16 protein-coding genes are annotated in these 19,863 nt (G+C 34.0%); 8 read left to right on the top strand and 8 right to left on the bottom strand.

Translation table 11 applies throughout. The features are described 5' to 3' along the window. Positions 1-223: 223 nt before the first annotated feature. Positions 224-1,294: an acyltransferase family protein gene (locus MHB47_RS02035; RefSeq protein ID WP_340754765.1), complete on the top strand. Its 1,071-nt coding sequence runs from the start codon at positions 224-226 to the stop codon at positions 1,292-1,294. 132 nt (positions 1,295-1,426) lie between these two features. Here MHB47_RS02035 and MHB47_RS02030 read toward each other — a convergent pair whose 3' ends face one another. Beyond that, the gene (locus tag MHB47_RS02030) at positions 1,427-2,047 is read right to left on the bottom strand and encodes a DUF4064 domain-containing protein (protein WP_340754763.1); all 621 of its coding nucleotides are present in this window, start codon (positions 2,045-2,047) and stop codon (positions 1,427-1,429) included. Positions 2,048-2,249: 202 nt separating this feature from the next. On the opposite strand from MHB47_RS02030, the gene MHB47_RS02025 reads away from it, so the two are divergent. Beyond that, the gene (locus MHB47_RS02025; RefSeq protein ID WP_340754762.1) at positions 2,250-3,956 is read left to right on the top strand and encodes a BCCT family transporter; all 1,707 of its coding nucleotides are present in this window, start codon (positions 2,250-2,252) and stop codon (positions 3,954-3,956) included. A 130-nt stretch (positions 3,957-4,086) separates the two neighbouring features. After that, positions 4,087-4,872 (top strand): putative hydro-lyase, encoded by a 786-nt coding sequence (locus MHB47_RS02020; RefSeq protein WP_340754760.1) that lies wholly within the window; start codon positions 4,087-4,089, stop codon positions 4,870-4,872. Positions 4,873-4,997: 125 nt separating this feature from the next. Here the strand turns inward: MHB47_RS02020 and MHB47_RS02015 are convergent, their stop codons facing one another. The 3 genes from MHB47_RS02015 to MHB47_RS02005 all read right to left on the bottom strand — a co-directional run bounded on the left by MHB47_RS02015 (position 4,998) and on the right by MHB47_RS02005 (position 8,243). Further along, entirely contained in the window at positions 4,998-6,014 is a 1,017-nt protein-coding gene (locus tag MHB47_RS02015; protein ID WP_340754758.1) for a PTS sugar transporter subunit IIC, read from the bottom strand. Positions 6,015-6,421: 407 nt separating this feature from the next. Then, on the bottom strand, positions 6,422-6,982 hold the full coding sequence (locus MHB47_RS02010; protein ID WP_340754756.1) for a sugar O-acetyltransferase: 561 nt from the start codon (positions 6,980-6,982) through the stop codon (positions 6,422-6,424). A gap of 64 nt (positions 6,983-7,046) precedes the next feature. Continuing rightward, positions 7,047-8,243 (bottom strand): DUF819 family protein, encoded by a 1,197-nt coding sequence (locus MHB47_RS02005; RefSeq protein WP_340754754.1) that lies wholly within the window; start codon positions 8,241-8,243, stop codon positions 7,047-7,049. A 161-nt stretch (positions 8,244-8,404) separates the two neighbouring features. Here MHB47_RS02005 and MHB47_RS02000 point away from each other — a divergent pair, with 161 nt between their 5' ends. After that, the gene (locus tag MHB47_RS02000; protein ID WP_340754752.1) at positions 8,405-9,826 is read left to right on the top strand and encodes an SLC13 family permease; all 1,422 of its coding nucleotides are present in this window, start codon (positions 8,405-8,407) and stop codon (positions 9,824-9,826) included. 134 nt (positions 9,827-9,960) lie between these two features. Continuing rightward, a complete protein-coding gene (locus MHB47_RS01995; protein WP_069818160.1) occupies positions 9,961-10,167 on the top strand; it encodes a hypothetical protein in 207 nt (68 codons plus the stop codon). A gap of 414 nt (positions 10,168-10,581) precedes the next feature. On the opposite strand, the gene MHB47_RS01990 is transcribed toward MHB47_RS01995, so the two are convergent. The 3 genes from MHB47_RS01990 to MHB47_RS01980 all read right to left on the bottom strand — a co-directional run bounded on the left by MHB47_RS01990 (position 10,582) and on the right by MHB47_RS01980 (position 14,271). Then, positions 10,582-11,451 (bottom strand): SDR family oxidoreductase, encoded by an 870-nt coding sequence (locus MHB47_RS01990; RefSeq protein WP_021339749.1) that lies wholly within the window; start codon positions 11,449-11,451, stop codon positions 10,582-10,584. 179 nt (positions 11,452-11,630) lie between these two features. Continuing rightward, positions 11,631-13,520: an ABC transporter permease gene (locus MHB47_RS01985; protein WP_340754747.1), complete on the bottom strand. Its 1,890-nt coding sequence runs from the start codon at positions 13,518-13,520 to the stop codon at positions 11,631-11,633. Next, positions 13,510-14,271: an ABC transporter ATP-binding protein gene (locus tag MHB47_RS01980; protein ID WP_002506622.1), complete on the bottom strand. Its 762-nt coding sequence runs from the start codon at positions 14,269-14,271 to the stop codon at positions 13,510-13,512. The genes MHB47_RS01985 and MHB47_RS01980 overlap by 11 nt, the downstream gene beginning before the upstream one ends. Positions 14,272-14,479: 208 nt before the next feature. On the opposite strand from MHB47_RS01980, the gene MHB47_RS01975 reads away from it, so the two are divergent. The 3 genes from MHB47_RS01975 to copZ all read left to right on the top strand — a co-directional run bounded on the left by MHB47_RS01975 (position 14,480) and on the right by copZ (position 18,759). Then, positions 14,480-15,931: a SulP family inorganic anion transporter gene (locus MHB47_RS01975; RefSeq protein ID WP_002506621.1), complete on the top strand. Its 1,452-nt coding sequence runs from the start codon at positions 14,480-14,482 to the stop codon at positions 15,929-15,931. 181 nt (positions 15,932-16,112) lie between these two features. Beyond that, positions 16,113-18,497 (top strand): heavy metal translocating P-type ATPase, encoded by a 2,385-nt coding sequence (locus tag MHB47_RS01970; protein WP_340754745.1) that lies wholly within the window; start codon positions 16,113-16,115, stop codon positions 18,495-18,497. Between the two features lie 55 nt (positions 18,498-18,552). Continuing rightward, a complete protein-coding gene (gene copZ / locus MHB47_RS01965; RefSeq protein ID WP_340754743.1) occupies positions 18,553-18,759 on the top strand; it encodes a copper chaperone CopZ in 207 nt (68 codons plus the stop codon). Between the two features lie 93 nt (positions 18,760-18,852). Here copZ and MHB47_RS01960 read toward each other — a convergent pair whose 3' ends face one another. Next, positions 18,853-19,857 carry a D-lactate dehydrogenase gene (locus tag MHB47_RS01960; protein WP_340754741.1) on the bottom strand — a complete coding sequence of 335 codons (1,005 nt, stop codon included), beginning with the start codon at positions 19,855-19,857 and terminating at the stop codon, positions 18,853-18,855. Between the last annotated feature and the right edge of the window lie 6 nt (positions 19,858-19,863).

The following is a 19,863-nucleotide window of genomic DNA, read 5'->3' as shown; positions in this document are numbered from 1 at the left end:
TTAATTAAATCGTATCTCACCTATTTCGCATTATTCCCTAAAATTTGCTATTATATTCATTGATATTTATTGTTAATATTATATAAATAGTAAATGCTAATTTAATAAAATTTATCTTAATATTTACACTGAATTCTCATTACGTATGTTATTATTTAAACTTGAATATAATCATAACAATATTTATTTTCAAAAAAAGAACAATCGAGAGGTTAAGCTATTTATGAAAACATATACGTCTGTTATTTTTTGGATGCGTACTATAGCTTGTTTAAGTATTGTTCTCATTCATGCGATTACAACTACATTTTCCAAAATGGATTTTGTGGGCCATGGCACTGCTATTAGAATATTTCAATTATTGCTAATGTTTAGTACGCCATTATTTGTATTCATTTCAGAATTTTTATTAGCGAAAAATTATCACGTTAAAACAAAACCTGGTTTCTTTAAAAACAAATTGATTTATTTAGGTATCCCATATATTGTGGTTAATCTGGCTATCTCATATTTCTATTTTGAACCTGAGACATTAGAAGATTACTTTGGGCATGTTTCAAACACGATGTTCCACGGTGGCGCTGTGACATACTTTATTGTAATTATTTTCCAATTCTATATATTACACATTCTCTTTGCTAAATACATAATTAAATGGAAACCTATTCCTGTAATTATTGGTGCAACAATATTCGCCACATTATATTGGGCATTTAGAGAATTTGTACCCCCATCAGAAAATCCAATTTTAGGATTGTTTTGGGGAAGAGAAGGTTGGATGCTCTTTTTAGGTTGGATTAGTTATTTCTTACTTGGTTTTTATACAGGCATATACTATGAGTCCCTCATGAAGAATATTAAAAAATATACTTGGCTTATTATTTTTGGCGCAATCTTGTCAGCAGGTATATTAATTAGTAACTATTTATTCGGTGTTAGTACTTGGGTAGAATCTAAACGCTTTGATATACCATTTTATGTCACAATGGTGATCTTGCTGTTTTTCTTATTCTCATCCTATGTCAAATATGTTCCAAAATTCGTATTATTTATAAGTAACTACTCATTCTGTATATATTTGGTTCATTACTTCTTTGTGCATGATTTAGGCTTATTGAGAGCGGATAGTTCATTAAGAAACATTGCTTTCACTTTCATTCTCACAGTCACAATATCAGTTTGTCTAGCATATGTATTCAACTTATTCAAACTTGGAAAATTTATGGTAGGTGGGATTGGACACATCAATTACGACAAAGTATATGAAAGTTATAAACACGGCAAGATGGATTAGTAAATTAACAAATTATATATCAAATACAATAATTAAAAGAGGACTAGCTGTATTTTACAATCAGCTAGTCCTCTTTCTTCATCTTGTTATCACCATTTATCAATTTTACGTTCATCATAAAATACTCCGATTTTATTTATCTTTACGATCTTGGCGACGTTGATACGTGTGTTCATCAGAAGTCGATACCGCTTCGTCTTTGTCATCACTTAGTTTCTTTTGCTTTGCAAAGTCTCTATCATCAGTTTGATGTTCTGGTGATTCATCTTTTAATTCAGTATTTCGCTCTTGATAATGATTGTCTGTATTGCTTCTATTATTTGAATTCGTAACACCTTCATAGCTCGGTTTATGCGCTTTTCTTACCAATAGTAAAATCCCAGCTACTAACCACAATAATGCAGTAATCCAATTAAATGTAAATACTGTAACAATTGCAATTAATATCAGTACAACACCCGACACTTTAGGAATTTTATTAATTAATAACGCAAATATAATTGCGATAATTGTACATACGGTAACTGCTCCTAAAGCTACAATAAACAAGCTACTCGCCATATCTAATAATTGAGATGGTGTCATTTGATTTGATAGCTGATTAAATTCTTGACTATTGTTCATTGATTGTATGAGTGAATCTTTTACGCTTGCATCATTTAAAAATGGTGTAACGATAGCCATTAAAAATATTAAGATAAACTGTAGGATAATGCCTACCCAGGTTAATATTTTTTCCACAGTTCTTTTCATAATTTTCCTCCTCAGGAATTTACTTCTAGCTTTGTTAATGCTATACCCCTCACAAATAACGTTATGCAATAATATGATTGCTCAACCTATTCTATTGTATTTAAATACTTAAAACAAACGAATTTAGTCCAATGAATAATAAAATAATAATAAGGGTATGTAATTATAGTCTAAATAAACAAAGGAATGATTAAATAACGCCATGAACAATAAGCATAAGAGAAAAACAAAAAATCGTAATTTGGTCTACATTATTTCAGTAGCTATCATTTTACTCATCACTTTATTTGCTGGTATTTTCCCAAAGGGGTTTGGAACATACGCACAACAAGTTTATGACTACATATCAAATTCTTTCGGATGGTTATTCTTAGTTATTATTTTTATTTTAGATATCTTTTTAATTGCGCTAGCTGTATCTCGTTATGGACGCTTTAAATTAGGTAGAGATGATGAAGAGCCTGAATTTTCTATGCATTCTTGGATTGGAATGCTATTTTCAGCAGGCTTAGGTGTAGGTATTGTCTTTTGGGGTGTAGCTGAACCATTAAGTCATTATTTACATTCTCCCTTCCCAGGCACAGTCGCAGATGAGTCAGCAGAATCTGCAAGAGTCGCAATGGGTTATACATTTTTCCATTGGGGTATTTCACAATGGTCTATATTTGCAATTGCCGGTCTTACTGTCGCTTATTTCCAATTCAGAAAAAATCGTGACGGCCTAATTTCAACAGCGATGGAGCCTGTATTTGGCGAAGCATATAAGCGCCCTTACAGAAACATCATCGATATTTTAGCTATTATTGCGACAGTGATGGGTATCGCAACTTCAATTGGATTAGGTATTATGCAAATTAGTGGTGGTTTAGAACATGTGTTCAATGTACCTAATAATAATATCACTAAAATTACAATCACTATTTTGATGGTAGCTATTTTCTTAACTTCAGCTGTAACTGGTTTAAATAGAGGTGTCAAATGGCTAAGTAATATTAATATAGGATTAGGTGCCTTGCTTCTTATCTTTATGTTCATTTTTGGTGATTTAAAATTCATTTTCGAATCTTATACTTTAGCAATTGGTGATTATTTACGCCATTTTATTGAATATAGTTTGCGTATTAGTCCATATACTGGAGACAATGGTTGGATTCAACAATGGACAGTCTTTTATTGGGCATGGGTGATTTCATGGTCTCCATTTATAGGTGGTTTTGTTGCGCGCGTTTCACGTGGACGTACGATAAGAGAATTCATCGTTGGCGTACTCATTATTCCACCACTCATTTCATTTACTTGGATTGCTGGTTTTGGGGGTACAGCAGTTAAAATTGCACTCAAAGAGAATGATAATATTGCTAACGTTGTTGATCAAGACTACACCGTAGCGTTATTTGAATTGTTATCTAAATTCCCTCTTGCTGACATTACGAGTGCTTTAGCAATTGCACTAATATTTATATTTATTGTCACAAGTGCTGATTCAACAACACATATAGTCTCGGGCATGGCAACAGGTGGCATAGCAAATCCTAAGACGAAACACAAAATCATTTGGGGTATTTTAATCGGTGCAATTTCAGTATCTATGACAATTGCCGGTGGCTTAACAAGTTTACAAACCGCTTCTGTCGTCACAGGTCTTCCATTCTCTATTATCTTGCTCTTAATGATTGTGTCACTGATGCGTGCACTGCGTAGAGAACCAACAAAACACTTTAAAATGACACATATAGACGATGATAAAGATTATTCAATTCCACTTGAACAGCGTGAAGATGATGACACTAACGATTCAAAAGACGATTCAGTAAATGATAAACAAAGCACAACTCATGATGAAAAAGAAGCTGAATCAAACAAACAATATAGAAATAATAAAAAAGACGAAAATAATAATGACAAATAAAATGATTCACCCCTCCTATTCTCTAGCTAATGGAGGGGCATTTTTATAAACTTGTAATATACATATATTTAACTGTTATGACTTATTTTTGCTAAACTAACGATAAGTTTTAAATTAAGGGGATGGTTTTATGAATTTAGATAATATACAGCCACATAAATTAAGAGAAATGATTAGTAATGGAGAACTTACTGATCCTACAAGTGGTATGGCTAAAGGTTACGTACAAACCAATGTCGTTATTCTACCTTCAAGCTACGCATATGATTTTTTAAAGTTTTGTTTTAGAAATCCTAAAACATGTCCACTTTTAGATGTATCCGAAAAAGGTTCTACTACCTTTCCTTTCTTCGGTAAACAAGCAGATATTAGCACAGAAGTGGCAGAATATCGTGTCTATCGTTATGGCGAGCTTGTTGAATCACCAACAAATGTCTCGCATCTATTTAATGATGATATGGTCAGCTTTTTAATCGGTTGTAGTTTTACCTTTGAACATGCCTTATTAGAAGCCGACATTCCGATTCGACATATTGAAGAAGATCACAATGTACCTATGTTCATCACTGATATACCCGCAGAACCAAGTGGCGAGTTTGCAGGTAATATCACAGTAAGTATGCGCCCGATGACAATGCAGCAAGCCATTAAAGCAACTGAAATTACTACACACTTTAAAAATATGCATGGGACACCGCTACATATTGGTGATCCATCTAAAATAGGTATTGATAATATTACAAGACCTGATTTTGGAGAACCTGCCACAATAAAGGAAAATGAAGTTCCTGTCTTTTGGGGATGTGGTGTGACCCCACAATCTATCGCTCTAGATGCCAAGCCAGAATTAATGATTACCCACGCACCAGGACATATGTTTATTACAGATATACTTAATAGTCAAATTGGTGATTAATAACTAGTTATCTATTACTGTTTCAAATATCTCAAAAAATAAAAGGACGTTTAGATTTCATTTAAAAAATCTAAACGTCCTTTTTTATTCAATATTTTATAGTTCAACGCATTACAACGTATGTTTTAACGGGATTCTATATCCTCTTGCGTTACAATTGGATAATTTTTGAAAAGTATCGAACATACATAGCCTACAATTAGACCAATAACAGCGATAATTGCGCCATAAATGAAAATTTTCAATGGATCATTAAATCCAAACATCACTAAGAAGCCAGCTAGTGGTGTTGCCGTACCAGTCGCATCATTTATCATTCCAGAAGAAGCGATAACCGCACCTGCCAATGCACCACCTATAAAATTCGCAGTATATATTGGTACGGGGTTTGCAGACACAATATCTGCTTGAGATAGTGGTTCAATACAAACAGCAATTCTTGATTTACGATCGCCTAATTTCAATTTATTAAACATTGTGCCATTAATAAATGAAGATGAGAAAGAAACCATAGCAGCAATTGCCATTGGCATACCAGTTAGACCAAGTAATGCCGTTAAAGCCATAGAACTTAATGGGGCTGTTCCTACTACTGTAATAACACCACCAAGTATAACACCCATGATAATAGGGTTGATTTCTGTAGAACTTTGAATGATGTCACCTATTTTTAATAGTGAATTGTTAACTAACGGTGTAATACCCGTCGCAACTAATCTTGCTAAAGGTGCAATAATTAAAATACCTACGATCAAATCTATACCATCTGGTACTTTTCTTTCCGCGTATTTCATTAAATAACCAACAACATAGCCAGCGACGAAACCAGGTATTAAATCTAGTCCTCCACATGAGGCAGCTATAACTAAAGCATATACAGGTGAAACACCAATAGCTAATGCTACAAGTCCAGCTGCAGCTACACCACCAAGACCTCCAGCAGCATCGCCCAGTTCACCTAAAAATTTAATACCTAATAGGTCGCCACCTACGTATTTATGAAATGCTTCAACTAAGAATGTTGCAATTGCAGCATTTGCTAAAGCACCCATCGCACGCATACCCATAGGTGCTCGATATGTAAACAGTGTAAATAACGCTAACACTACAACTAAAAACAAAGTTCCAATAAATATATCCATCTTTGAAATGCCTCTTTCCTTTTCTTGAAGTAGTTATGTTTTTGTGTGGACATAATTGTTTCAATTCTAACTATAAGCAGATTTATCGATTCCTTTCTAAAAATCAGAGTCATCTATCTTATATATATTCATCTACAATTATATTACTTACCTTTTCACTCACATTTTTATATCTTAACACATTTCGCTATTATATTCCGAACAATTTTATTATTTTAAATTTAAGCTCCGCGGAATATTTTTCTACATTGTTTTAATTTGTTTTTTAATATTACACGATTTAATGATAATGACTATTGTAGATTATTTTTATATTTCATGATTATTTACACTATGTACAATAAAAAAGTGGTGGTAATATCCATTACGTAATGAATGTTACCACCGCTTTTTCTGTTAAATATTTATTAATTATCTATTTTATTTATAGGTTTAGCTGGTGTTCCGACTGCTAGTACATTTTCCGGAATATTCTTCGCCACAACACTACCTGCCCCAATGACTGCTCCATCACCGATTTGAACACCTGGCAACACAATAACGTTAGCGCCTAACCACACGTTATTTCCTATGTTAATAGGTAATGCTTGTTCTAACCCTATATTTCTCTGTTGATATTGAAGAGGATGAACAGCTGTATAAAGTCCACATTTCGGACCTATAAAAACATTACCTCCAATAAAAATCTTTCCGCCATCCATAAAATAACAATCATGATTTACAAATACATTATTTCCTAAAAAAACATTGTAGCCATAATCTACTTGGAATGGGCTTAATATTTCTAAATTATCTGGCTTGTCATTGAGTAAGTCAGTTAAAATTGCATTGCGTTTTTCTGAATTGCTCGGCTTTGTGTGGTTTAATTCAAAGCAAAGATCTTTCGCTTTATTCCTTTCAACATCCAAAGCTTCATCAAAGTTAGCATCATACCATTCACCTGCTAACATCTTTTCTTTTTCGTTCATACATACATCCCTCCATCATTAAGTTCCGTCAAATATACATACATATTCTAACACCTTTTACAATTTATCCTAGATGAATAAATAATTGATACATCATTGTTCCAGCATAATTTCCTATTACATAACCTAATGTACCAATAATAAGTATCGGGCCCACTAAACCTGACCAGCCTTTTCCAATAGCTAATGCTGCTGCAGTAGTAGGCCCTCCTGCAGTTGCATTACTTGCTAACAATATTTCTTCAATTTTAAATTTAAAGAGCTTACCTAAAATAAGACTTAAACCTAAATTGAAAATCAAAATAATAATGACAAAAACAAATAACAACGGTGCAGTTGTAATAATTTTAGCAAATGAAGCCGGCGTGCCAATGACTACAAAGAATATATAAATAAGGAAAGTGCCGATTTCTGATGCACCTGCTAACTTCTCAAAGAAATCTCCCCAGATAGCAACAACTATTAATGTCAGTGTTGTTAACAATAAATAAGAATCACCAAAGAAAGATACAATAATTGTTAATATGAGATTACTTTTAGGTACCCATAGTTGTATCAATTCTGCTATTTTGAAACTAATCGCTACAAGTGCAATGGCACTTGCCATTGAAAATGCAATATCTAATAATTGAATTTTTTTTGGTTGCCAAAATGACTGTTGTGTCTCAGGTGTCGTTTCAGATTTATAATTAGTAGTAAAATACTTTTTTATCCAAGGCATTGATGGAATGGCTATAAGTAATATAAAATACAGTGCCATAACACTGTTATCAGCAACTACTGTCGAAGAAACCATGTCTCCAGGTGTTTGGAATTTAGAACTTAAAGCTGCAAAATTCACGCCACCACCAATATAGCTTCCAGTCATCATGGCGCCTATTTTAGACAGGTAAGGTATCCATTGATTTAAAGTAAGAAATGCAACCACTGTACCTATCATTGTCCCTACCGAAGCAATCATAAAAATGAATAATAATCGTCTACTTTCTTTCCATATCTTTAAAATGTTTGAACTAAATAATAATAATGGAATAGAAAGTGGCACGATAAAATCCCATACCGTATCATACACCGGTGAACTCGTTGGTATCACTTTAAAGTTTGATAAGAGCATTGCCCCCACTAGCGCTATAATAGCTCCCGAAATTGTACTTGCCCACTTGTATCGCTGTTCTAGGAATAAACTTATTGTTGCCCAAACTATAATAATTGCCCATAACATCCACGTGTCATCTTTAGCTATAAGTGCACCTAATACCATGAACATTCCCCCTTTGAAATAAATTTTTATTCTAAGATATTAAATACAGTTTACCAGTATTTTTCATTAATTTTTATAATTTTCTGAAAAAATACATTGTTTTGCTCTTTTTAAATTGGTATTCTTGCAACTATAGACAATAACAAGGGGGATTTTTGCAAATGAAAGAAAAAATCGGTTTAATCTTAGGGCCATCACTCTTCATCATTTTTTATTTTATACCCAGTATTACAGGTTTAGCGGATGAACCACGTGCTGTTCTTGCAGTCACACTTTTTGTGGCTACATGGTGGATTACAGAAGCAATTCCTATACCCGCTACGTCACTCATTCCATTGATATTACTACCTTTGAGTGGCGGGACAAATGAACAAGTAGCTGCGAGTGCTTATGCTGATCCAATCGTCTTTATGTATATGGGCGGCTTTATTATCGCACTGGCCATTGAAAAATGGAATTTACATAAACGCATTGCTATGACCATCATTTCTTTGATGGGTTCAAATAGTAATCGTATTATTTTAGGTACGATGATTGCAACTGCATTTATTTCAATGTGGATTTCAAATGCAGCAACCGCACTCATGATGTTGCCAATTGCGTTAGCATTAATAAAAGAAATTAAAGATGCACAATTCCTCAAACCAGAATCAGCCCACAAATTCGGGAAAGCATTATTATTAACTGTCGCTTATTCAGCATCTATCGGTGGCTTAGCAACGCTTATTGGTTCAGTACCAAATGCGGTTTTCGCAGCCATCGCTTCCTCTACTTTAAATAGAGAAGTGTCCTTTGCGCAATGGATGTTATTCGCCTTACCATTAACAATTATATTGTTAATCATTTTATACTTATTAATGACAAAATGGTTATTTAAAATTGAAGACTCCGACAAAATATCTTCAGATTTTGCAAAGAAAGCTTTACATGATTTAGGTCCGATGAGTTTAGAGGAAAAGTTAACAGGTATTGTTTTCCTTTTCGTTAGTATCTTGTGGATTGGTGGTGGTCTCTTGCCTGCTTCTTTAAATTTATCAGATACAGTTATCGCAATGTTAGGTGCTGTATTGCTCTTCCTTATTCCTGCAAAATCTTCTAACGGCGCATTACTCGTATGGAATGATATGAGTAGACTACCATGGGGTATATTGCTATTATTCGGCGGTGGCTTATCCTTAGCTGCTGCCTTTGAAGATTCAGGACTGACAAAATGGTTTGGTGGCATGCTAGGTTTCGTCGAACCACTACCATTAATCCTTGTCGTTATCGTATTATCGACGTCTATTTTATTCTTAACAGAAGTGATGTCTAATACGGCAGTTTCCAATATGTTAATGCCAATCAGTATTGGTTTAGCCGCAGCAATTAGCCAAGATCCATTTATTATTATGGGAATTGTCGCAGTATCCTCAACCTGCGCATTTATGTTGCCAATTTCAACACCACCAAATGCTGCGGTATTTAGTTCTGATGAATTAGAAATGCAAGATATGGTTAAAGCTGGATTTATTTTAAACATGTGTGCAATTGTGGTAATATCACTATTCGTATATTTCTGGTTACCTATTGTATTTGGTTTATAAAAAGAAAGTTCTTAATAGTTTGTATCGTTAGGATACAACTAAGGTATGATATAATTTCGATACTAGGGACGCATGTCACAAAGTACAAAACGGTATAGAATAAGAGTATAAACTTATAGAAGGAGTCATTTATTATGAAGACAATCATTAAAGGGGCTATCGCAGTATTACTGATATTAGGCGTAGTTAAAACATTCCAGGACCATGACGTACAAGCAGAAGTAGTTAATTATTATAACCAAGCTAAAAATGGTGAATTACTTCAAAGTATAGAAAGTGTGAATTTCGACTCATTAAAGCACTTACAATTAGATGATCTTATCCCTTCTGATTTCTTTTAAAGTTTATCAACTTTCTTCTAGATAATTACAGAACAAACGTTATCTGATATGTTGGGTGTCAACCTTGTCCCAATTTCGTATCGATACTGTAATTGTCGTACCTTATTAACATAAATTTCAACAAATAGGTTTTCCAAGACAACCTTCAGACAAATAAATTAAGAGGCTGAGACATGATGACATGTCTTAGCCTCATTTTTTTATATTGGCAGTGGCCGACTGAATTGAAAATGCGCTTATATCAAGCTTTTTTCAACTCTAGTCAGCTGTGCCGGGGTGGGACGACGAAATTTTATTAGAAAAATTAGATTTCTGTCCCACTCCCTTTTTTGTGAAAAAATATAAATTTTTAAAGGGTAAGTGTAAAAAAAGCATAATGACATATTTCGATAAAAATCGTATAATAATATAAATTTATGATGTCATATAATCTCCACCATTAACGTGGATAACTTGGCCTGTAATATACGAACTATCTGCGTACGTTGCTAAAAATACATAAGATGGTGCCAGCTCAGCTGGTTGCCCTCTACGTTCCATTGGTGTATCAGAACCTTGATTTTCAACTTTGTCTTCTGTGAATGTTGCTGGAATTAATGGTGTATAAATTGGTCCAGGTGCCACTGCATTAACACGAATACCTTTTCCAATCAACGTAGTTGCTAATGAGCGTGTGAATGCAACAATCGCGCCTTTTGTTGCTGAATAATCTATAAGATGTCCCGAACCTCTATAAGCTGTCACACTCGTAGTATTAACAATCGCATCGCCATCACTTAAGTGTGGTACTGCAGCTTGAGATAAAAACATCATTCCAAAAATATTCGTTTCGAATGTTTCTTTTACTTGTTCTGGTGTGATATCTTCAAAATTATCTTTTGGAAATTGAACGCCACCATTATTAACTAATATATTGAGTCCGCCAAAATCATTTACGACTTTTTCAATTAAATCTTGTGATGATGCAACATCTTTCAAATCATGTGCATAGGCTTTTGCTTTTACACCTAAAGATTCCAAACGATTTACTACCGCTTCAGCATCTTCATGTTCATCATAATATCCAATCGCAACGTCTGCGCCCTCTTTAGCATATAGTGTTGCCACTGAACGCCCAATACCTGAATCTCCGCCGGTAATCAAAGCAACTTTCCCTTTCAATTTTCCACCACTTTTATAATCTTTCATTTCTGAAAGTGGCTGTGGATTCATATCTTTTTCAATTCCTGGTTGTCTATCTTGTGTATAACCTTTAATTTGTTTATGAAATTCAGTTAAGTTCATTTGTATACCTCCATTTTTACGCCTATTACTTGCTAGATACCACTTCAGAACACATACAAACATTTTGAATTTTTAATTAGTTTTGAACAATTTAAAATGTATACATTAACAACACACTATAACAGTGTCGCTATAGTGTGTTGACTGAGCTTTAAGATTATTAATTTTATTAATTGGATTTAGATAGAATGTTTAATAATTCTACTTGAATGGATAAATGACATAACTGCAAATATGCAATAAACAATTGAATATGCGCCCATAACAATATAGACAGGTAACATATTTGTAGTACTGAGGATCAACATAAATGCCTTAGCTGCAAAATATGCATGTAATAATGACACTACTAGTGGCAGTCCAAAATTAAACATTACTTTAAGCCCTAACCCTTTGAGCATATCACTATGTGTGTATCCAATTTTGCGTAATATACGGAAACTCGGTATCTCATCTTCTGTTTCATCCATCTGTTTAATATAAATAATACAACCTGACGCAACTAAAAATGCTAGTCCTAAGAATGATGTAACGAATAATAATATTCCCGAAGAGTCATTCAATTCTTGACGTACTAATTTTTGAGGATAGATATCAGGATGAACCGAATGGGCGATTTTATTAGCTTCTTTCCAATTATTTTGATTTTTTAAATCATAACCATATTGGGTACGTGTTTCCTCACCTTGTGGTTTCAATTGATTATATTGCTGTTCACTTATGAGTAAGACAGGTGAAGCAAAGCTGACATCGTTTTTAAAATTCACTTCTTTTTTAGCATCAATCACTTTAAATGTGTCCACTGGTTTAGTGTCAAATTGGATTTTTGTATTTAAATTGAATTTCATTATACTTGCGGACGAAGCCATATTTATCATTTTCGCTTTATGATTCGTAATATCCTTATCATTAAAATATTTATTACTTGTTATAAACATTTTATCAGTTTCACCAAAATTACTACTGTAATTATAAAAATTTTCTTTAGTTACTTTTAATTCAGTAACTTCTTTATATACTTTGTTATAACCTATATCCTTTTGTTTCAATTCATCTTCAAATTGTTGGGCTTGCTTATTTTCCAAGAAATTAAAATCTTGTGGTGAGGATTGCTTCACTGTATCGTCAATCGTTGACTTACTGATTGCACCAAAGCACAGTACGGTTACAGTAACAGCAGATATCGTCGCTATTATTGTGAGTGACAATGCATTTTTCTTCATTCTGTGCATGATTGAAGATGTAAATACAACATCTGTTATAGAAACATTACCATTTTTTGAACGCTTCAATGTTTTAAAAATCAGCGACACTGAACTTCTAAAGAATAGATATGCACCTATAATAGTTAAAAACAAAATGGCGAATGGCGCGTACATTAATTGCTCGGCGAATTTGCCAAACAGTTCAGTAGACATGTAATAACCAAAAGCAATCATGGCTATGCCTAAAATGCCTGAGATAACTTCAATAACGGTCATCTTAGATTGAGTTGCTTCAGATTTTGTACTATCATTCATCATTGATAATATACTGCGCTTACGTAAAAAGATGAAGCTTTGTGCCATAATCAATAGGAAAGACACGATAATTAATAAAATTGTTTGTATAACAGCAGGAAATTGGAACGTTAATGATACACTCGTGTCTATAGTTAATACCTTGAGTACAATCATTAAGAGAATTTTCGAACCAAAGACACCAATAATTACGCCCATCAACCCTGTTATTAAAAACATTGCAGCTTGTTCAATTAATAATATGCGCATAATATTTTTTCGAGTTAAACCTATTAATTGATATAAAGCAAATTCACGTGTCCGTCGTTTTATAAATAATTGATTTGCGTACATTAGAAATACGAGTATAATCGCAAATAAGAAATATGATCCTACTTCAGAACCCTTTCTAATAATAGACATTGAATTTACGTTGTTTATACTCTCTGTATACTTTAATGTTACGAAACTAAAATATAATACAATACTGACAATCAATGAAAATATATACATCGCGTAATGCCGTATGTTTTGTCTGAAGTTCTTAATTACGATCTGATTAAAACTCATTTGCTACACCACCCAAAGCAGTTTGCATATGAATGATATTTTTGTAAAACGCTTGATTCGAGTCATCACCTTGATAAATTTCAGAATGGACACTGCCATCTTTCAACATAATGACACGATTAGAATAACTTGCTGCCACTGGATCATGTGTCACCATTACAATCGTTGCATCTATGCTTTCATTCAAATCTTCAAGCCTGTTTAGAAGATCTTGTGCACTTTTTGAATCTAATGCGCCAGTAGGTTCATCAGCAAAAATAATAGCAGGTTTATGTACCGAAGCGCGTGCTGCTGCAGTACGTTGTTGTTGCCCTCCAGAAATTTCATTAGGGTATTTATGACCCAGTTCATGAATACCTAGCGCTTTTGTTACTTCATTATAATTATTTTCTTTTTCTGCTTTAGACATTTTTTGAATTGATAAAGGAAGCATGATATTTTCTTTTACCGTTAATGTGTGTAATACACTATAGTTTTGAAAAATAAAACCTATCTCTTTTTTACGAAAATCTGCTAACGCCTTGTTACTCATGTTATTTATTTTGTTACCGTTAATTTCAACTGTGCCACTCGTTATATAATCAATAGAACTTAGGACGTTTAAAAGTGTTGTTTTACCAGAACCTGAAGGCCCCATTATAGTAACAAATTCACCCTTTTCAATTGAAAAATCTATCCCCTTTAATACTTCTTGTTGCTGATGTCTGTTACCGTACTTTTTTGTTAGTCCTTCTACTTTTAATATCGACATGTTTGTTCACTCCTCGTCATCTTTTTCTCTATATAACTATCATAGCTAATTAATTTTTTCTTTTCGTTTGATATAACTAACAAAAAGCTATTTTAAAATGACAACTTTGTCACTTATATGAAATTTAGTTGATTCTATTTTTTTAAATCTACACTTCTGTCATATGATATAATAGTCTAATTGAATTTTAAATAAGGAGTACAAGAAGATGTTAAATAAACTTAAAAGAGAATGGCTCACTGCTCCGGGCACCAATATCGTAGCTGGTATCCTTGTGGCGCTTGCACTCATTCCTGAAGCCCTTTCATTCTCTATCATTGCCGGTGTAGATCCTATGGTCGGTCTATACTCTTCATTTATTATAGCAGTTGTTATTTCTTTCGTTGGTGGTAGACCAGCAATGATTTCAGCAGCTACAGGTTCTGTTGCCTTAGTCATTGTGCCATTAGTAAAGGACCATGGCGTTCAATATTTACTGGCAGCAACAATTTTAATGGGTATTATACAAATTATTTTTGGTGTGTTAAAGGTAGGACGTTTAATGAAGTTCATCCCAAACTCTGTCATGATTGGTTTCGTTAACGCTTTAGCCATTCTTATTTTCATGACACAAATCAAGCATATATTTGGTATATCAATACCTACATATTTATTTGTTATTACTACACTACTAATTATTTACTTATTGCCACGCGTATTCAACAAAATTCCCGCGCCACTTATCGCAATTGTTGTACTTACTATTGTCTACTTAGCGACTGGCGCAAAAGTCGAAACTGTTGGTGATTTAGGTCAAATCACACGTTCATTGCCACAATTTTTCATTCCTGATGTGCCATTTAACTTAGAAACATTACAAATTATTTTGCCTTATTCTTTATCTATGGCGATTGTTGGACTTGTAGAAAGTTTATTGACTGCACGTATCGTAGACCAAGCAACTGATACGTATAGTAGTAAAAATAGAGAATCACGTGGACAAGGTATTGCCAACTTTATTACAGGGTTCTTTGGTGCTATGGGTGGCTGTGCTATGATTGGTCAATCCGTAATTAATGTACGCTCTGGTGCAACAACACGTCTTTCTACTTTTACAGCTGGTGTATTTTTGATTGTTTTAATTATCGTGTTTGGGGATTGGGTCGTTCAAATTCCTATGCCTATATTAGCTGGCATCATGATTATGGTATCTGTAGGAACGTTTGATTGGCATTCATTCCAATTTATGAAAAAAGCACCACGAACTGATGCGTTAGTCATGGTACTCACTGTAGCTATTGTACTATTCACAAGTAACCTTGCCTTAGGTGTTATTGTTGGTGTCATTGTAAGTGCCCTTTGTTTTGCTACAAAAATATCAAATGTTACTGTAGATTACGAAGAAGTCGATGAGACAATTCACTACAAAATCAAAGGTCAAATTTTCTTTGTCTCTATAGATTCTATGATGAATCAACTTGATTTGGAATTACGCAATAAAATAATTTACTTAGATTTTAGTCAAGCTCACTTATGGGACGATTCCGCAGTGAATGCGATTGATACTTTAATAGAAAACTATCATAAGAAAAAAAACACAATTTATGTACAACACCTCAATAAAGACAGTCGTAAAATTGTTTCAGAATTAAGTAAAGTAAACAAACAACATCTTTTATAAAATATGAATCTATGAGATTGAAATATCGGTAAGTTTTTAAAACTACGCCCTTATTTCAATCTCTTTTTTCAAACACAAAAATTGACTTTTATACCTAGTGGGGGTATATTAAAAATATAGAAATTAAAAAAACGACTCTGTCACCAATATTTAGTTACATGTATGAAAGGAGGTTCACTTCATGACTGAAAAGAAAAAAACGACTTTAGGTATCACCGGTATGACTTGTGCCGCGTGTGCAAATCGTATAGAGAAAAACTTAAATAAAATTAATGATGTAGACGCCACTGTAAACGTTACAACTGAAAAAGCAACGGTTGCTTACAATCCTGAATCGACAACGATTGATGACCTTACGCACTCCATTGAAAAAACAGGTTATGGCGTCTTAACTGACAAAGCAGAACTCGATGTTATAGGCATGACTTGCGCCGCATGTTCGAATAGGATTGAAAAAGTATTAAACCGTGACGCTGGTGTTGAACATGCTAATGTCAATTTAACTACTGAAAATGCAACGATTGCTTATAATCCAGAAATGACTTCTATTGATGATTTGATTAAAAAAATTCAAAAAATAGGTTATGATGCAAAACCAAAACAAGCAGCCAGTGAGAAAAGTTCGCAAAAAGAACAAGAGTTAAAACACAAACGCACTAAACTTATTATTTCAGCAATTTTAGCAGCACCCTTATTGCTTACAATGTTTGTACACCTTTTCGGTATGCAAATACCTCATATCTTTATGAATCCATGGTTTCAATTTGCATTAGCAACACCTGTTCAGTTTATAATCGGTTGGCAATTTTATGTAGGTGCCTATAAAAATTTACGCAATGGTTCTGCCAACATGGATGTGCTTGTCGCCTTAGGTACAAGTGCCGCATACTTCTATAGTTTATACGAAATGATAAAATGGCTAAACCTTACAAATTATACACCGCATCTATATTTTGAAACGAGTGCAGTACTAATCACATTGATTCTTTTTGGAAAGTATTTAGAAACGCGCGCAAAAACACAAACTACAAATGCTTTAAGTGAATTGCTCAACCTTCAAGCAAAAGAAGCACGCGTGTTACGTAATCAAGAAGAACTTATGATTCCATTAAACGAGGTTGTCCAAGGCGATCACCTTATCATTAAACCTGGTGAGAAAATACCTGTAGACGGTAAAGTTATTAAAGGAACCACTTCTATAGACGAATCTATGTTAACTGGTGAATCTATACCAATTGAGAAAGTTCAAAATGATAACGTCATCGGTTCCACAATGAATAAAAATGGGTCTATTACAGTAGAAGCAACTAAAGTTGGCAAAGACACAGCGCTCGCTTCAATTATTAAAGTTGTAGAAGAAGCACAAGGATCTAAAGCACCTATTCAACGTCTTGCTGATATTATTTCTGGCTATTTTGTACCGATTGTAGTTGGCATTGCTTTACTCACATTTATTGTATGGATTACACTCGTACAAACAGGACAATTCGAACCAGCATTAGTTGCTGCAATCGCAGTACTCGTAATCGCCTGCCCTTGTGCACTTGGGTTAGCTACGCCTACTTCTATTATGGTAGGTACTGGAAAAGCTGCCGAAAACGGTATTCTTTTTAAAGGTGGCGAACATATTGAACGTACACACCAAGTTAATACTGTTGTATTAGATAAGACAGGTACAATCACAAATGGTAAACCCGTAGTCACTGATTTTGATGGTGATGATAAAGTGTTACAACTACTCGCAAGTGCAGAAAAAGGTTCTGAACATCCTTTAGCTGAATCTATTGTGAACTACGCTAAAAAGAATCACATTCCATTTTTAGAAGTAGCACATTTCGAAGCGATACCAGGCCACGGTATAAAAGCGACAATTGATGGTAAATCATTATGTGTTGGTAATCGTAAATTTATGATAGAAGAAAACATTGCAATAAACAGTGCTGAAACACAATTATCACGTTTTGAACAAGATGGAAAAACAGCGATGATGATTGCCATAGATAGCGAATTAAAAGGAACAATCGCTGTTGCAGACACTGTTAAAGCTTCAACAAGTGAAGCAATTCAGCAACTTCATGATTTAGATATTGAGGTCGTGATGCTCACTGGAGATAACGAACGTACTGCACAAGCTATTGCAAAGCAGGTAGGCATCGACACAGTAATCGCCGAGGTACTACCTGAAGAAAAAGCCTCAAAAATTGTAGAGCTACAAGATCAAGGCAAGACAGTAGCCATGGTTGGTGATGGTGTCAATGATGCGCCAGCACTTGTACAAGCAGACATTGGTATAGCAATTGGTAGCGGTACAGAAGTTGCTATCGAAGCTGCTGACGTTACAATTCTTGGCGGTGATTTATTATTAATTCCGAAAGCCATGAAAGCTAGTAAATCAACAATACGCAATATTCGTCAAAACTTATTTTGGGCATTTGGTTACAATGTAGCTGGTATACCGATTGCCGCATTAGGGTTACTCGCACCATGGGTAGCCGGCGCTGCAATGGCGTTAAGCTCTGTGAGTGTCGTCACTAATGCATTGAGACTTAAACGCATGAAATTATAATTCATTTTTGAAATAATATGATAGAGACATTCATTATTTTAAGGAGGTGATTTGTATGACTGCAGAAACAATTAAAGTAGAAGGCATGAGTTGTGATCACTGTAAACAAGCAGTAGAGTCAGCACTTACTAACCTTGATGGTGTTACAACAGCAGATGTTAACCTTGAAGAAAATAACGTTAAAGTAGATTATGATGACAGCAAAGTCGAAATATCTCATATGAAAGAAGCAATTGAAGACCAAGGTTATGATGTAAAATAAATTAATAGCACACAAATATAGTGGACGCCTCATCTCTGATGCGCCCACTTTTTTTATTGTTTATATTAATTTTAATACTGAGTTAAAAACCCTTTATAATGTATTAACACGGAGGCCTGTATCACCAGTGTTCAATACTTCTAATGTTGCATCTAGTGCATCCACAATTAAATTTTCAACTGCTGCATCTGTATAAAATGCAATATGAGGAGACAGTATAACATCTTGTCGTTCAATTAATTGAGTTAAAATATCATCTTTAAGTTCAGTGCCTCTTTGATCACTAGGAAACAATCCTTTCTCACCTTCATAAGTATCAAGCGCTGCACCTTTTAACGTTCCATTATCCAAAGTTTCTATAAGTGCGCTTGTCTTTACAATAGAACCACGCGCACAGTTGATAAACACAGCGCCCTTTTTAAATGCTTTAAATAAATCTTCATCAAATAAATAGTCATTTTCTTTACTACCTGGAATATGTACAGTGACAATGTCTGCATCTTTTACAACTTCAGTCACGGTATCTTTATAAGTTAAATATGTTTGGCATTGTTCATTCGGTTCAATATCATATGCCACAACTTCCGCGTCAAACCCTCGAGCAAAAATTTTTCCTACAATAGAACCAATGCGCCCCGTACCGATTACAGCGACTTTTAAATCTCTGATAGAACGTGATAATATCGCTGGTTGCCATCTGAAATCGTAAGTTGCTGTTTTTTGTTGAATATCATTATAATTACGAATTAAATTAAGTGCTTGAGAAACTGTATACTCTGCAATTGAATGTGGCGAATACGAAGGTACATTTGAAATAATCAAGTTATATTTTTGAGCTAAATCCAAATCATAACTATCAAAACCTGCACTACGTTGTGCAATTTGTTTAATACCAAAATCATGTAATTTTTTATATACTGTTTCATCTAATGGAATTTGCTGTGATAAAGATAAACCATCAAATCCTTCTACTCGACCTACTGTGTCTAAAGTAAGTAAATCTTTATCTAAATCAACCTCTACTTTGTATTTTGTTGCCCATGCTTCTATGTAGGGAATATCTTCTTCACGCACGCCAAAAAGTTTGATTTTCGTCATCTAAAT

Origin of the sequence: Staphylococcus sp. FSL K6-3157 (genome assembly GCF_038005145.1) — a bacterium.
In the GTDB taxonomy this organism is placed as follows: Bacteria; Bacillota; Bacilli; order Staphylococcales; family Staphylococcaceae; genus Staphylococcus; species Staphylococcus equorum.
Note: the sequence above shows the minus strand (reverse complement) of the source record. Positions and strands in the feature narration are given on the sequence as shown.